Below are 15,623 nucleotides of genomic sequence, written 5' to 3' on the forward strand. Positions count from 1 at the left end.
AGAAAGGCACATCCCGAAAAATATTCGGACACGAATCGGGCGTGATTCGTCATAAAACAGCACAATGAGCAAGTTGGCCGGAACAAAAGCGACGATAAAACGAATGGAAAATTCACAAAGAAAGTACCATATGCCAAAGGGGGTGTTTTCTTAAGTGTTTGTCTCTTATGTCGAAAAACACATGATACGCAGAAACAGGAAATAAGCCCAGGAAAGTAGCAACAGAAAGAAAAGTTGATTGACTCATGTTTTTCGTCACCCCATCAGAAAAGCTCCATTAGGTCTACCAACGCCGAAACCCCACCACCAGCGGAGGTAAGCTGCTGATGGTGGGGCGTCGAAAAGCGAAGGGGGATTAGGCTTTGTAGTTCTTCTTGTTTACACGGCGAGCGATCTTGCCGGAGGACGAGCGGGCGATCGCGTCAGGGGCAACGATCCGAATGTCGGCGGGGACAACACCGTGCGCATCGGAAACGGCGGCACGGATAGCTTCAATAGCGGCGGCATCGCCGTCCTCCGACTTATCCAGGTCGCGTTCAACGAGAATAACCAGCTTCTCCACGTCGTCGCCTTCAACGGCGAAAGCTGCCACCGCAGCAGGGCGGATATGGTCGGAAGCGTGTTCCACGGTGTACTCAATATCCTGTGGGTAGTGGTTACGGCCCGCGATGATAATCAGGTCCTTCAAGCGGCCAGTAATGTACACCTCGTTGTCGACGATAACCGCGAGGTCGCCGGTAGCCATCCACTTATCGTCGTTCGGCGCGCCTTCAGCCCGAGAATCCTGCGCAAGGCGCTCCCCGAGGGTGTTACGGAAGGTCTCCATCGTATCCTCGGGGCGATCCAGGTAACCCGCCGCCATGTTGTCGCCATGGCACCACAACTCGCCTACCTGGCCGTCAGGCAGCTCAGCCTTGGTCTCTGGGTCAACAATAACCAGGAACTGCGGGCGGCACACCTGGCCGCAGGAGGCAAAGGCAACGGAGTTTTCGTTCTTATCGACGATAGTGGCGTGGCCTTCGGCTAGTTTTTCCCGATCAAAGTGCGTGATTACTGGTCGGTTTGGAGTTTGTGGCGTGGTAACCAGGAGCGATGCTTCCGCCAAACCGTAGGATGGGCGAATAACGGACTTTTCCAGGCCGTACGGGGTGAATGCCTCAACGAAGGCGTTAACGGCTTTCTCCGTCACCGGTTCGGAGCCCACGATGAGGCCGTCGACAGCGGAGAGGTCAAGTTCTTCACCTTCAGAGGGCAAACCGTAGCGAACCGCCAATTCGAGAGCGAAATTGGGAACAACGGTATACACATTCGCAATGTCATCCTGCTTATGCAGCTGCTTTGTCCAGCGGGAAGGTTGCTGAATGAAGTCGCGAGGTGCCATTAGTTCCATGTCGAGACCAAGGATAGTCACGAAAGTAGCCAGGATAATGCCCATATCATGGTGCAATGGCAACCAGGTCACCAAACGGATCGGAGTCTTCAACCGCGCTGCGGTGAAAATTTGTAGAACATTGGTCAGAATCGAGCGGTTGGTGAGCATGACGCCGGCAGGCACCCGGGTAGAACCGGAGGTGTACTGCAAGAAAGCAGGAAGATCAATCGGTGCCTTCTGGCTTGCAGCCAGGAACATCCGGGCGGCTTCACTAGTCAGCGGGTTTTGGAAGCTTTCGGCCAAAGAATCCGGCAATGAATCCACCGCGAGAATCCGAGGCCGTTCCTTGCCTGGTACTTCAGCAAAGAACGCACGAACAGCACCAGCGGAACGGCTATTGGTCAAAACTGCCTTCGGATGGGAATCACCGATAACCGCCTTGAGGTGGTCGGCGTGGCCTGGCTCGTTCGGGTCATACAATGGGATCGGAACCATGCCAGCATACATGGCACCCAGCATGGAGAAAATGTATTCTGGCGAGTTATTGGCCAGAATAACCACGCGGTCACCGATCGTTCCGGTTTGCTGGAGACGTGCAGCGACAGCTTTGATCCGGGTATTGATCTGGTCCCGACTGAAATCAACCGCTACCCCCTCGCGGGACTCCGAAAAGTCCCAGAACCGCAAACAATTACGGCTGGTGGTGCCTGCCATCTTCTCAGTCTGGTAGATCACCTCACACATGCCCGCAAGGGTGATTTCCGGCTGGAGGGTGATCTCGCCCTTCTCATTGAAGAACTGACCAATGACCGCATTCAGATCCATTTTTCTCCTCGAATTACTTTTGACCTGTGAAGTATTTCTTCTTGTTCCTTCATCGTAGATTTTCCTCAGTCTATTACTAGATGGGGAAAAATAAATATTTTTCACCGCAAAAGTGCCCCATCCGGTTCGGAAGTTCGACCGCTCGCGGCGCAGCCGACGTGGACAAGCACTACCGCTGTGACGGGAAATCTAGAAGTCGGAGATTACGCGTCGGCGGCATAAACTACCAGGGACATTGCTGCCGCTTGTCGACGCCCACACAAGCATCCCCAACTTCACCGAAACTGCAACTGAAATGGGGCGATGTTCACTTGGGGCGGTGGGGCGTCGACAAGCGTAGTCGGCAGGACGGCAGGTTCCGGAAAGCACAAACCCCAGACCGTATCGCGCCCAAGAAGCGCGGGCCTGGGACGCGTGGGGATGACTATCGGTTAATTAAGCCGTGTGCCCAATCAACAACCCATTGATTGGCTGTCGTCTCTGGGATCACATTGGGGTTGGTGGCGTACATGGCGTGCACGCCGTTTGCTTCAACCAAGCCTCGGGCGCGCCCGAGAGCGTTGCCGACATCAATGGGGGCGTCGCAGATGGAGTCATCGGGGGCGCAGATTTCATAAACCCGGTCCTGCAACGTGCCGAATCCGCCGACACGCGGACCACGCATTGTTGCGCCGGGAACGATAGGTTGAACAAGCAAGTTAATGCTTTGTAGCGCCACTTCTGCACCCACACCGCTGACCGGATTTCCTACGTGCTGGCCCACACCAGCTTCGCGACGTCCGTCAGCGATGAGTGCAATTCCTCTGATACGTTCTGCGGGGATCACGCCCCCATCAACACCGATTTTATTGGCGATATCGCCAAGAATGACCGCACCTTGAGAGAATCCACTGAAAATAAAGTCAGTCAGTGGACACTCCTTGTGCATCGTGATGAGCTCGTGTTCCAAGGTGCTAATGCCTTCTTCACGAGACTCGTCGTAGCTCATTTCATGCTGGGCATTGATGTTTTTAAACTGCGCGGTGTACGGCAGCGTCCACACTTTCACTTCATGCGCAGGGTAGCGTTCCTGGAGCGGCCGGGTAATGCTCAGCATGAAGGAATTGGGGTTGGCGGTGGGGTTGAACGGATCATCCCCGGGTGCCGATTCCCAGGTACCGGGAGCCGCGACGAATTCCACCGCCGGGCAGTGGTCGGGTTGCACGGGTGCTGCGGTGGTGGTTTCCTCCGGTGCAGGCAGGCCGCCGTGATCGGTGGTTGTCATCCATTGACTAACACCGAAGACGATGACGGCGATGACCACTACCGCGGCAACTGCGGTTAGGAACTTTTTCATGGTGTCCTAGCTCTTGAAATTGTTAGTGGGGAACCATCAACAATAGGACTTGCGGGCGGAATTTTCGATAAGCGGTACTACTTCTTCCGCAGTTAAATCGGTGCGGTTTTGTTCCACCAGCTGTCCAGCAACCGCGTGGACGGCGGCGGGAAATTGATCGCCACAAACAACTTCAGCCGCGCCAATCATTTGGTTCTCCACGCCATCTACCTTGATTCCCCCGTCTTTCAGGAGGTCAAGGTAGTTTTTATCCGCGTCACTTAGTTGAATCGCTGGGTCCGGAATCTCCGAGACTTCCTCCGCCGCGCCGTCAACTGGAAGATCCTTCTTTTTCTCCGGCTGTGCAGCTGTCTTGCTGCTTGTAGCTGTCGCCTCTCCGCTTGTCGACGGCTTAGCCGCGCGGGTCAGCGGCGCAATGGAAGACTCGCTGGCGGAATCAGTTGCGGTGGAGCCACCGCAAGCAACAAGGCTAACGCTCGTTACGGCGGCAAGCATTGCAACAACAAGGCGGTTCATTAGTTGCGCTCCTCTTTAATGCTGCCGTTGATCTGGCTGATCTTTCCACCCTGGAAGGTCACAACCTCACCACCGGCTGGGATCATGGTGTGATCCTCGGTAGGGAAGCCAAATTCACCCTGCTCATAGCGTTTGTCACCCCAGGCGTCGAAAATATCACCGTAGTAGATTACGTGCGCACCAGTCGCTGGGGACCAGTAGATATTGCCATGCTCAAACTGCTGGAAAGCACCGCCCTTAATCAGCATTTCATCAGAAACCGGGTAACCCAACTTGGACTTTGCGGCTTCCATCTGGCCATATTTACCGGCGATTGCGCCGCGTACCCAATGATTCTTGCCCTCTGGACTGCGAGTAACAAATCCGCCTTGGAATTGCTGAACCAGGCCACCGTTGATTCCGACAGCTTCGGAGGTTGGGTAACCAAGGTCACCGTTTTCCCACTTCAGTTCTCCCCACTTGGCAATCATATCGCTAGGCACTGCTACCGCACCTGTCTGAGTGGTCCAATAGATATTGCCGTGCTCAAAGGTGACAAACCGACCACCATTAGCCAGTGCCCGCTCAGTAGAGGTTGGGAATCCCAACCACGATTCAGGGCCGCCCATTTCGGTATAGCGAACATTAATCCGCCCGTAAAGCGCGTGGGCACCAGTATTTGGCGACCAGAAGGCGCGGCCTGCGGTGAAGTCCTCACCCTTACCGCCAGCAATGTCGTATTCATTGTTGACGCAGTTGCCGATAACCCCGTTCTTAGTCACGTCAGCGATGGCACCGATTGGGGTACAGTCAGCACCTCGATCGGATTGCGAAAGCCCGAGAGCGCTTGCCATGTGCGGCCACGCCTGGCTGAGTTCAAACTGCCAGTATGGCCAGTCATGCACACCAGATGGACGGAATACTGCGGTGACTTCGACGCCCTCGCGCTTCGCATAATCCACGAAGGTTTGGGTGGTCATCCGGGAAATAACCTCCAGGCCAACACCCGCGGTATTAGCAGGGTTCTTCGCAACAGACCCTGGTTGGCCGAAGTCATCACGGCCAGAGCCTGCGGAAACATAAACCTTCTTACCGCGTAGCGCATCGATGCCGAGCTTCGGGTCATGGTCGATCCACTGCTGTGAACCTTCCGGTCCCCACATGGCAGTGGTGTCGAATCCGCCAGCATCCTGTTGCGCGGTACGAATCGCCTGTGGCATACCGATGCTCGTAGTATCCAGGTAGCCAGAGAAAGAGCCAACAAACTTGAACAGATCTGGATTGCGTTCGGCTAGGTTTACCGCAGCAGTACCACCCATGGAAAGACCGAATACTGCGCGGTCGCCGTTGGAACGATATCCATTTTTCAAAATAGGAACCAATTCCTTGGTAAGGAAAGACTCCCACATATAGTGCTTGCCGTTATTTTCTTCCAGCCAGTCGGCATAGAACGACGACTCGCCGCCGATAGGAAGAATAACGTTGACGTTTTTATCAGCAAATAGCTGTTCAATGTTGGTCTCGCTGGTCCAACCGGATTCGATATCAGTGGCGCGCAAACCATCAAGAGCCCATACTTCAGGGAACTGGCGGCCCGGGCTGGAGTGCCAGTCGCGCGCCAAAAGAATTTGAACCTTGACCAATTCTCGTGGCATGACGGCGGATTTGATCTGCAGTTCAATCCGCCGGTCAGTGATCCATTCGACGCGTTCCACAGAAACGCCCTGCGGCAAGCCGGAAATATTCGGCCGCTCATCTACCCGAATTGGGGTGCGTTCAACAGCATCGGTGTTGAGGTAGTCGGTAAGTCCGGAAAGAACACTGGAAGAGTTAGAGGACTGGGCCAGTGCGGTCGCAGGGACTAGGGCAGGCACAGTTACACCAATTGCCATTGGGATTGCCAGCATCCAGAGGGAACGACGCTTAAAACGATATGCGGTGTCGCGCATGAACTTCGGTCCTTTTTATATATAAGAGCACAACAGGACGCCATTCCGGTGAACTTCAAGCCTCCGAAGGTTCCCCTCCTCCGGAAAGCACCACGAGTGGAATGGGCGAAAGTTATGCTGTTTTCACATGTTCAAATATTAGTACCGTGTAATTAACGACTGTATGTGGGTACAGCGAATTTCACAAGACTTGGTTTAAGTTTAAGTTTAAGTTTAGAGTTTTGGAAATGACACTCCGCCGTTTCGGCAAAAATGCATAAAGCGCCGCCACGAACTGCTGACGACGCTTTAGTTAACTTTAAGAAATTACCAAGCATTCATAACATCGAGAACACGAGGCTTCGTGCGCTCAAGCTGGTACCGCCACTGGTGCCAGTTGTGAATGCCTGCTGGCGGGTAATCCACGGTCACCTTCACACCTTGGGTACGGGCCTTCAACTCCCAGAGAGTTGAGGTGTACAAGCTGAATGCCTCCAATACGGAGCCGGTGATCCGTTGGTTCAATGGGTAGTGCGCGATGTCGTCAGCACTCCAGAAACCGCTAGCTGCCGAGATGTAAACATCTTTACCTTGCAAACCAGTAAGGTTCCACATCGGGTCATTCTCAAAACGTTGTGGGTTGAAGAATGCGCCATACATAGCGTTGATATTCAACCGTCCCACGTCCCACATAGCTAGACGCAGCATCATTTCCATACCAGGAAGGGTCATAGCCAGGTAACCAGACCAAGACATTGCCTGACGGAACTGTGCTGGATTACGGGCAGCGAGATTCAATGCGGCAGTACCGCCCATGGACAAACCAGCGATGGAGTTATTGGTGCGACTCACGCCGAAGTGCGCCTCAAGGTATGCCGGAAGTTCCTGCGTAAGGAAGGTTTCCCACTTAAAATGAGGACCAGAGTTGTCGTAGCTCGCAGGTGCCAACCAGTCAGCATAGAACGAACCAGCACCACCAACCGGCATGACCAGAGTGATGTTGTGGTTAACATAGCTAGCTGGCGCGTTGGCATCAACGGTCCATGCGTTAGCAACTTCGGTTGCACGAGCGCCATCAAGCAGGTAGAAACCCGCGTTTCCACCGCGCTGTGCAGGCTGAATTTGGACCTGGATATTGCGGTTCATTGCGGGAGAAAAAACATCGCAACGCTGAACCCAGAATCCTACGGCATCCCAATCACAGTGCCCAGTGGCGTCTGGGCGCAGCCAGTCTCGCGGACCGGCCTGCGCGACGCCTTGACCTGCAACCATGACGGTCGCGGCAGTGGCGATTGCGGTGAGCGTGGCAGCCACCTTCTTCATCGCGCGTGTCACGAATTTCATGCTTCTCCTATGGTATGAGTCTGCGGCATGCAGCCTTAATTGCCCCACTAGATGGAGCCTAGAAAACGTTTAAACTTTATAACAGGCATATAAACTTGTCCACCGGTTTTGTTACTCCAAAGACATGTTTTCCTCACAATTTTCCAGCCGCAGATTTCATATAGATAGAGTTTTTCCAGCTAGAAAGGTACCGCAAAATTGATATTTTGTTTTGGGTCACAACTTCAGATTATCTAAGGAAAGTTACCCCCGCGGTGGGTCTAACGCTATCTCACGGGGCCAATTAATCGGTTGTGGATTAGTCACCGGAAGCGCCTGATCATAGGCGTATGGGTCTTCGGTGAACTGTAAGCTTCGCCCCTCAGTGAAACTATAAACAATATTTTTGAAGAAACGCTCAGCGGTCATCGGCCCACGATAGGACTCAAACAGTCGCTGATATTCCGGGGTATAGAGAATCTGGCGGGCGCGTTCTACATAATCCGCATCGACCCACTCCGGCAAATCCTCAATGGCGACCGCAGAATCAGCCAATTGCCATTCCAACGGCAGGTTCTTATCGTGTCCGACTCGGGCATCGGGCATACGTGGTTGCCTTCCGGCAAGCGGGTTTGCCAGCCCCATATTGTCGAGAACCCGCACGTCCAATGGGGCATTCATACTGGTCATACCGAGGTTAATCATGGTCAACGACATCGGCATTGTAGACAGGTCGCCGGTTTCGGCGCTACGTGGCACTGGTTCCCATGACAATACGAGGGGCTCTTTATTCAACCGGATTTGTAATAGCTGGCCTGCGTTCATCTCGCGCCCGACTGCTACTTTTTCTACAAAATGATTCATATTTCGCGCGGTTTGAAAGTCCTCAGCGAAGTATGTTGGTGTGTCACGGTAGCTCGCCAATTGCCAAAATGTTCGTTCGTCGACGATGTCTAGCTCTTGGCCTTCTTCTGGCAATTGATACGGGTGTCCGCCAATCACGGCTGCCGTCGCCCAGCCCATGCCGCATACCACCAGGATTCCGGTTACAACCGAAACCATAAAGTTCCGGTTAATAGCAACGACTCCGAGTGGAAGTAAAAGTGTAAAAAGCGGTAGCAATAACATGCGGCCGTGCATAAAATCGCCACCTACCCGCATGATGTATAGAAAATGAATAGTGGCACAGGCGATCACCAAGGCGATAATGACACGGTGTTTTTTCGTAGTCACAAGCGGTGGGATCGTGAATACAGCAAGCACAATTACGATAATCGCTGCGATCCACATGGCGTACGGCTGGCTGAAATCAGCCAGGTACTTCCATCCGTTCGCCCATTGCGATCCTGATGCTGACTTTGCGACGGCGGTATGTGGCACCAACAGTCCGTAGTAGCCCATGCGAAAGATTTGGTAACTCAGCGGAACAGGGATCGCTACGAGGAGAATTTTCCACCAGCTTTTCCGCTCAAAGGCTAGGAGAATAATCCCGGCCAGACCACCGTAAAGCGCAAGTTCGGGGCGCACCAACCAACTCATTCCAGACCAAAACGCAAGCAAATAAACCCAGCGCAGTTTGTCGGAGCGCGCCCACATCACCAAAAGCAACCATTGAACCGCGATCCATAGAATGGACAGTCCCCATTCCAAACCAGAGGTGGCGAAATCACGGGCCGGCGGCAGCGCGATATATATAATCCCGCCGAACGGAATGAGCGCCACTGCAGAAGATCCGCGATGTAGTTGCGCGGTAGCGTAGGTTGCAATAAATAGCGCGAGAGTGGTGAAAATCAGGGCGGCCCACATGGCAATGGTTTCCAGCCGGGCGTCGCTCACCAACGCGCCGAGGTAAATGATGTATTGCCACAGGGTGGAGGTATTCGCCTCAACTCGTTCGCCGGCGTTGAAAACTGGCCCATTTCCAGCCAGAAGATTACGCACTGTCCGCAACACTATAAGCCCGTCATCACTTATCCATTTACGCTGCCACCCGCCATAGAAGGCCAGGGCAGCAACCATGATTGCGGAGAGCAATCCTGTGACGGACGTGAGCGAACGGGCGTTTGTCATAGCTAGCCATATTAGCAAGCCATTAGGTTTAGTTAATACCGCCTATGCCGTAACGATCGGCACTACGTAAACCGCGATTGTGATACAGGCAAGCCACGCAAGGGCTAGGACTTGAAGAGTTCGATCGGTTAGCGCGAGTTCGTCTGGTGCGCCACCTGCACCCCGATCAACATCGGCCGCATATCGCAGAATCGCCACGGTAAATGGCACCATCGACACCTGGTACCAGACGGCAGTGGTGCTGTCAGATACCCGAGCCATCTCAAAGCCCCATAGGGCATAGGAAATTACGACGGCAGTCGCTGCCAAGGTCCAGACGAAACGCAAATAGGTTGGGGTATACCCTTCCAGCGACTTACGAATCTTTGCACCGGAACTTTGCGCCAACAGAATCTCGGCGTAGCGTTTGCCGGAAGCCATAAACAACGAGCCGAATGCTGCGACCAGTAAGAACCATTGTGAAAGGCCGATTCCAGCGGCAACACCGCCAGCCATGGCGCGCAGCATAAAACCGGAACTGACCAGAGCAATATCTATTACTGGCTGATGTTTCCAGCCGAAGCAGTAACCCAGCTGTAACGCAATATAAACTGCCATAACAATCGCCAGACCATGCCCCGACGATGCCACGTAGCTAACCCCTATTGAGGCGACGATGAGCAGCACCGCCATGACATAAGCCAATGTCACGGGCAACACGCCAGCAGCGATTGGACGGAATCGTTTAGTGGGGTGAGCGCGATCTGCTTCCACATCGCGGGCGTCGTTAATCAGGTAGATTGACGACGCCGCCATGCAGAACACTGCAAAAGCAATCGCGATGTCGATCAACGTTTGGGCGTCGAAAAGCGCCTCGGCGCCAGCTGCAAGCGGGGCAGCTAGCACCAAAACATTCTTGACCCACTGCTTTGGCCGTAGCGCCTTGATTATCCCGTCAAAGAGATTCTTCGGGGGCTTTTTGCCGCTGGCCTCGTGTTGTTGTTCTTCAACAATGCCTTCGGTGTGCGGCTCGGAACCGATGATGCTAGATGAGTCAGTCACTACTTTCCTTTCCTCCACCGTGCGGGTAGCTTATTCGAAGCATTAGCGACAGCCTCCGCCGTCGCGGCACCCACGAGTGCACCAGCAAGCACGTCCGTGGGATAGTGAACACCTAGCACCATACGGGAAAGCATCATCACTGGCACACCAATCAGGGGCAACGGGTTACGCGTAATCTTTGCAAGGCTCACCAGCGCCGCCGTGGTTGATGTTGCATGTGAGCTCGGGAAACTCAGCTTGCTCGGTGTGCCTACTCCTACCGCAATGCGCGGATCGTGGGGGCGTTTACGCCGCACGATTCGCTTGACGACGACACTGATCGCGTGACTTAAAAGCGCAGCGACAATCAATTTCAGCCACTGGCACCGCCGGTTTTTATCTATCAATGCCCCCAGTGCACCAAGCCCAATCCAGCCCAGTGCATGCTCACCAAAGTGACTAAGAGCTCGGGCACCGCTAAGAATCCCTGGTTGTGCAAGTTTTCGTTGCACGGCAACAAGAATGTCTGATTCAGTCATGCCAAGTTACGCCTTTTCACCCAATTCTGGTTCGAAAATTTCGGCCCATGCTTCTCTACTCACCAAACGTGGATGGGCAGCGCGATAATCTTCCCGCAGCTGATCGAAGCGCTCCGTCAGCTGCTTGTGCAGCGCGCGAGTTTGTCGGAACAAATCCTTAGCTTTCTCCAGATCCCGCTTCCGATACACAACTCCCCGACCGTCTGCGGTGGTTACCGTAGCACCGTCGACCCGTGAAAGTGAGAACCAGCGTGCTTCAATGGGGGCAAAGTTCGCTTGTGGCACTTCATAGTGTGCGGGATCAGCTGGGCGCAGGGAATGCTTAATGCCCTTCGCCAACCACACTGCTTTTTTAATCGGCGCCAACCTGCCGCCGATGTCCTTGGTTGGCACGCCCGGCGCCCCAGAGGGGCGCGGCAAATCCGCAGCAGACGGCAAGATAACTGCATCAGGATAGGTCTTGCGGATGGCGGCGATACGCGGCAGCGAGCTTTCCAGAATGTCAAACAGTTGATCTGGACCAGCAAGGAAATCTTTGATCGCCTCAATCTGAATTGCCACCGTCGAGTATTCCAAGCACATCAAGTGCTTGATCGTGGCCTTGAGCATACTGCGCACAATGCCATCGATTGGCCCTTCGTGCTGCATAGCTGCGACGATCAACCGGTTCCGCAGATGGAAATACGCCTGCCAGTCGATGGCATCATCCTTATCCGACCAAGCCATATGCCAAATCGCGATACCCGGCCAGGTTGCGGTTGGGAAGCCGTGTTGTCCTGCCCGAAGCCCATATTCCGCGTCGTCCCATTTGATAAACAGCGGTAGTGGCTGGCCAATTTTCTCCGCCACCAACCGGGGGATCATGCACATCCACCAGCCGTTATAGTCCACGTCGATTCGGCGGTGCAGGTCCCGTGAATTAGGCGCATCTGGCCTGTCGCCAAACTTGCCGCGATCAGACAGTGGGTGGGCGGCAAAATCGTGGTCGTAATGTACGTGTGGCGCGGACGTCCACATGAAGTCATGCCGACCGACGACCTCACCCATCGAATGCAGGTGGCTACGTTCCTGCAGATTCAGCATTTGCCCACCTATAAGCATCGGGGTTTTTGCGTAGCGGGCGGCAGCTAATGCCCGCAAAATGGAATCTGGTTCAATGGCGATGTCGTCATCCATGTACAAAATGTAGGGCGATTTCGCCGCCCCTGCATCGCCATCGCCCAGGGCCTCATACATTATGCGAGAGTAACCGCCTGAGCCGCCGAGGTTGCCCTGACGAAACTCGAAGAACCTACCCGCGAAATGCTTGGTTGCTTGGACATAACCCGGCTCGTCAGCTGGGTGCTTATTACCTTGATCCGGCATGATGATGGCATCGATCACGGCATCAACTTCTGGGTCTGATGCCAATGCCTCAAGTGCTGCAACCGCGTCTGATGGTCGGTTAAAAGTGGGGATACCCACGGTGACACGCGGCTCAAACGGCCCCACTTCGACACCGTCCGGCATAATCTGCGGCTTAGGAGCGTGCGGCGCAAACCATCCAGCAGCCGTTATTGTCACATCGGATTCTGCGGTGAGATCCCACCACATCCAGCCACCATCTTCAAAAGGAGCGAGTGATAGTTCAAATTCCGCCACCCCATCGGTAACAACCTCGCCAGCAACAGCAATGCGTGCACCATCGATCTTCGAGCGGAACACGTCAACCCGAGCTGTTCCACTGACTTCTACTTTCAGAATGACCGAGTCCAATTGCGACCAACGGCGCCAGTAGCTTGCAGGAAAGGCATTGAAATAAGTAAGGAAACTAAGCTCATTGCCTGCCGGTACCGTAATTGATGTGCGATCCGACCACGTTGCACGGCCGGTGTTGTATTCCGACTCGATTAAATACAACATGCGTACGTCATGGGGCTCGCCAAGACGCGGCAGGAGGAATCGCTGAAGCTGATTCTCTTTCATGTAACTTTTGAGCCTTTCCACAAATGATCTTTAAAGATTGTGGTTCTAAGCGTAGTGGGTTGTACCTAGCTGCGCCCAAAACAACGCGGTTTTTTCGATATTGAGAGTTTTGAGCCCGGCACTCCGGAGTATCAATAGAGAATATCTAAGAATTTTCATTAAAAAACACTTTTAACCAATAACGTACTCCCGATCCCGCCAACGATAACCATGCAGACCCAATTATTCTTTTTCAACGCATGCATTAAAGCATCACTGGCCACAGGTGGTTTTATCGTGAAAATTTTTCCACCCCGAGCTTTACATGGGGGTAATTTTCCCCAATGCAACATTTAGAAACCCAATAATTAATCATAAACTTTATGCAAAATTAAACTTAACTAAAACTTAACTTGTTATTAATTCTTAGAAATGTTTACACATACCACCCCTTGATGTCAGCAAGTTTTAGCGATAGTGCTTCGGGGTGAAAATTACCGTTTGCTTACCTGTTACACACAGACATCAGACCCCCAGCCGACAGCACTACTTAACTGATTCAACCTCGCATTTATCGTGCAACACATAACTGAAAACGCATATATTTGACACCAATCACCCACAACAACCATGCCCGACCAGATCCCCACCGACGCCAAATCATACTGGGATTTTTTCATTCACTAACAAATTTTCCGGTCGCTTCGCATACTAGCTACAGCCCTACTTAGCGACGGGGTTAGACCGCTTTTTCTCCAACGCGCTGTACTAAAGTCAACAACCGAAACGGATAGACGCAATTAACTAACTCCGGTTAGCTTTCCTAAGTTACGTAGCCGTTCATTCTTATCGAAATGGTTTAACGGGGGCTTTTATAAGCTCCCTCTGTAGAAAATGTTGGGTTATATGTTTCTTCGACTCAATCGCACAACAACCAGGTTCGCATTCTTTGTGAGCCTCTTTATGGCCGTGATTCTGGCACTCGGATTCGCCACCGCAGTGCGACCAGCCTACGCACAAGACAACTCCACCTCAAGCATCGAAATTGGCAAGAAGGTGAAGATCAAGAAGCAAGCCACATGGGGCCGAGTCATTGTTCGTGAAAATGGCAGCCGCATCAAAGCACGGTTATTCCACACAGATCTAGGACTTCGCGCCTACTGCATCGAGTACGACGTTGACGTATTCGAAGAAAACGACGCTACAGTTACGTCCAAATGGATAGGGTTCCCTGGTAACAACAATTTCAAGAACAACCCAGAAGCCGCACAAAAGATCAACTGGATTGCAGCTAATAGCTTCCCAGCTATTTCAAAGGAAGAACTATTAGCCAACGCTGGTATTACCGCCCCAATGGATGATGAAACGGTCATTTCCGTCACCCAGGGCGCAATCTGGGATATAGCTTCCGATGACTTTAAGTACGAAGCCCTTGAGGGTTCCAGCCCGGAGCAACACGAGCAAGAGCAAAAACTCTTTAACTACCTCAAAGACAACCCCGGCCGGGTCGAATCCACCGGTATGGAGGAGGCAAAGATCAAGCCGGTCATTGATAGCTCCAAAGCTATCCGCAAGGACAATGGCGTCTTTGGTCCCTTCGTTGTAACCACTGGTGCTCGCGAACTTCAGGTTTCCGTTGAGCCTAAGGGCATCATCGTCGACGCTGAAGGCAATCCGATCGAAGCATCTTCCATAAGTAAAGATCAAGAATTCTATTTCAAGGTCGACGAAGAAAAAGGTAGTGCAACACTTAGCGCACGGGCTAGCGATAGCCTCATTGACGGCGCATTGATTATCACCGTCATCGCCACCGTGCACGGCCAGACTCTTATCGTGACTCACGATAAGAAGCGTGCTGCTTCAGCTGAACAAGCAATTAGCTGGGAAGGCACAGATCTTAAACTGGGTACCACCGCAACCGATAAGCACGACAGTGACAAGAAGCTCTCCCATAAGGGCGGTACTGTGGTTGACGTGGTTGCTTACGAAGGTTTGATCGTCGGCAAGCAGTACACCATCAAGGGCGAATTGATGGAACGGCTTCCAGACGGCACAGCTCAACCAACCAACATCACCCAGGAAGTCACGTTCACCCCGGATACCCCTAACGGCGAAGTCAAGGTCGAGTTCACGGTTCCGGAAGGCTTTGCTGGTAAGACCCTGGTTGTCTTTGAACGAGCATTCGATGCAAACGGAAAACTGATCGCTGAGCACACCGACATCAACGATGCTAAACAGACCGTTCAGGTTGCTGAATCCTTCTTGGGCGGCTCCATGGATTACGAAACCGGTGTTGCGACGACTGCCATCGTCGCCGGCGGTTTGGTCCTCACCGCAGTCGGCCTGGTCGTTGCAACCCGCACCAAGACCCGCGAAGTCCCACCACTTGGCGAAAGCCCAGCCGCTCCTGCTGCACCTGTCAAGGGAATGCAAAAGTCAGAAACCCCTGCCCCACCTGCCAAGGGCGTGGCAAAGATCGAAGCTGCGAACTCCCCTGCGGCAAAACCAGCCCTAGCTAACACCGGTGTCAGCAGCATCATCCCGCTTCTGCTCATCGCATTAGCTGGTGTCACAATCGGTGGTGTTCTCATCAGCCGCAACCGGCGTCGCGGCTAACCCACCAGAACCCAACGTCTCTCACTGCCTCCGCAACCGCTGCGGAGGCAGTTTTGGATTTGCACTCAAAGCTGCGTCGAAAAGCAAAGGTACCCAAACCTGACATGCAATACCCCCTGACTTCGTGCGATAACCTTACTGACAGCAAGACTGCG

11 protein-coding genes are annotated in these 15,623 nt (G+C 53.3%); 1 reads left to right on the forward strand and 10 read right to left on the reverse strand.

Annotated features, from left to right (window positions below; genetic code table 11):
- Positions 1–355 precede the first annotated feature (355 nt).
- The 10 genes from CMUST_RS13960 to CMUST_RS14000 form a co-directional block, all read right to left on the reverse strand.
- Positions 356–2,197, reverse strand: coding sequence for a FadD32-like long-chain-fatty-acid--AMP ligase (locus tag CMUST_RS13960; RefSeq protein WP_047263024.1), 1,842 nt, complete (start codon positions 2,195–2,197; stop codon positions 356–358).
- A 189-nt stretch (positions 2,198–2,386) separates the two neighbouring features.
- The gene (locus CMUST_RS16860; RefSeq protein ID WP_158408242.1) at positions 2,387–2,566 is read right to left on the reverse strand and encodes a hypothetical protein; all 180 of its coding nucleotides are present in this window, start codon (positions 2,564–2,566) and stop codon (positions 2,387–2,389) included.
- A 55-nt stretch (positions 2,567–2,621) separates the two neighbouring features.
- Positions 2,622–3,533 carry a cutinase family protein gene (locus CMUST_RS13965; protein WP_047263025.1) on the reverse strand — a complete coding sequence of 304 codons (912 nt, stop codon included), beginning with the start codon at positions 3,531–3,533 and terminating at the stop codon, positions 2,622–2,624.
- A 36-nt stretch (positions 3,534–3,569) separates the two neighbouring features.
- Positions 3,570–4,049 carry a DUF732 domain-containing protein gene (locus tag CMUST_RS13970; RefSeq protein ID WP_047263026.1) on the reverse strand — a complete coding sequence of 160 codons (480 nt, stop codon included), beginning with the start codon at positions 4,047–4,049 and terminating at the stop codon, positions 3,570–3,572.
- Positions 4,049–5,977, reverse strand: a complete 1,929-nt coding sequence (locus CMUST_RS13975; RefSeq protein ID WP_047263027.1) for an alpha/beta hydrolase-fold protein — start codon at positions 5,975–5,977, stop codon at positions 4,049–4,051. Before CMUST_RS13975 ends, CMUST_RS13970 begins: the two co-directional genes overlap by 1 nt.
- Positions 5,978–6,283: 306 nt before the next feature.
- A complete protein-coding gene (locus CMUST_RS13980) occupies positions 6,284–7,300 on the reverse strand; it encodes an alpha/beta hydrolase (protein ID WP_047263028.1) in 1,017 nt (338 codons plus the stop codon).
- A gap of 243 nt (positions 7,301–7,543) precedes the next feature.
- Complete coding sequence (zomB, locus tag CMUST_RS13985) at positions 7,544–9,349, reverse strand: flagellar motor control protein ZomB (RefSeq protein ID WP_047263029.1); 1,806 nt, start codon at positions 9,347–9,349, stop codon at positions 7,544–7,546.
- A 42-nt stretch (positions 9,350–9,391) separates the two neighbouring features.
- Positions 9,392–10,390, reverse strand: coding sequence for a decaprenyl-phosphate phosphoribosyltransferase (locus tag CMUST_RS13990; RefSeq protein WP_047263030.1), 999 nt, complete (start codon positions 10,388–10,390; stop codon positions 9,392–9,394).
- Positions 10,390–10,908 (reverse strand): phosphatase PAP2 family protein, encoded by a 519-nt coding sequence (locus tag CMUST_RS13995; RefSeq protein ID WP_047263031.1) that lies wholly within the window; start codon positions 10,906–10,908, stop codon positions 10,390–10,392. The genes CMUST_RS13990 and CMUST_RS13995 overlap by 1 nt, the downstream gene beginning before the upstream one ends.
- A 6-nt stretch (positions 10,909–10,914) precedes the next feature.
- Positions 10,915–12,873: a glycosyltransferase gene (locus tag CMUST_RS14000; protein ID WP_047263032.1), complete on the reverse strand. Its 1,959-nt coding sequence runs from the start codon at positions 12,871–12,873 to the stop codon at positions 10,915–10,917.
- A gap of 930 nt (positions 12,874–13,803) precedes the next feature.
- Here CMUST_RS14000 and CMUST_RS14005 point away from each other — a divergent pair.
- Positions 13,804–15,468, forward strand: coding sequence for a VaFE repeat-containing surface-anchored protein (locus tag CMUST_RS14005; RefSeq protein WP_144414233.1), 1,665 nt, complete (start codon positions 13,804–13,806; stop codon positions 15,466–15,468).
- Positions 15,469–15,623 lie beyond the last annotated feature (155 nt).

It is taken from the genome of Corynebacterium mustelae, assembly GCF_001020985.1.
GTDB classification, from domain to species: domain Bacteria; phylum Actinomycetota; class Actinomycetes; order Mycobacteriales; family Mycobacteriaceae; genus Corynebacterium; species Corynebacterium mustelae.

Coding starts and splice junctions, on each gene's coding strand:
- CMUST_RS13960 (WP_047263024.1), bottom strand. CDS start 2,197: ATGGATCTGAATGCGGTCATTGGTCAGTTCTTCAATGAGAAGGGCGAG.
- CMUST_RS13965 (WP_047263025.1), bottom strand. CDS start 3,533: ATGAAAAAGTTCCTAACCGCAGTTGCCGCGGTAGTGGTCATCGCCGTC.
- CMUST_RS13970 (WP_047263026.1), bottom strand. CDS start 4,049: ATGAACCGCCTTGTTGTTGCAATGCTTGCCGCCGTAACGAGCGTTAGC.
- CMUST_RS13975 (WP_047263027.1), bottom strand. CDS start 5,977: ATGCGCGACACCGCATATCGTTTTAAGCGTCGTTCCCTCTGGATGCTG.
- CMUST_RS13980 (WP_047263028.1), bottom strand. CDS start 7,300: ATGAAATTCGTGACACGCGCGATGAAGAAGGTGGCTGCCACGCTCACC.
- zomB (WP_047263029.1), bottom strand. CDS start 9,349: ATGACAAACGCCCGTTCGCTCACGTCCGTCACAGGATTGCTCTCCGCA.
- CMUST_RS13995 (WP_047263031.1), bottom strand. CDS start 10,908: ATGACTGAATCAGACATTCTTGTTGCCGTGCAACGAAAACTTGCACAA.
- CMUST_RS14000 (WP_047263032.1), bottom strand. CDS start 12,873: ATGAAAGAGAATCAGCTTCAGCGATTCCTCCTGCCGCGTCTTGGCGAG.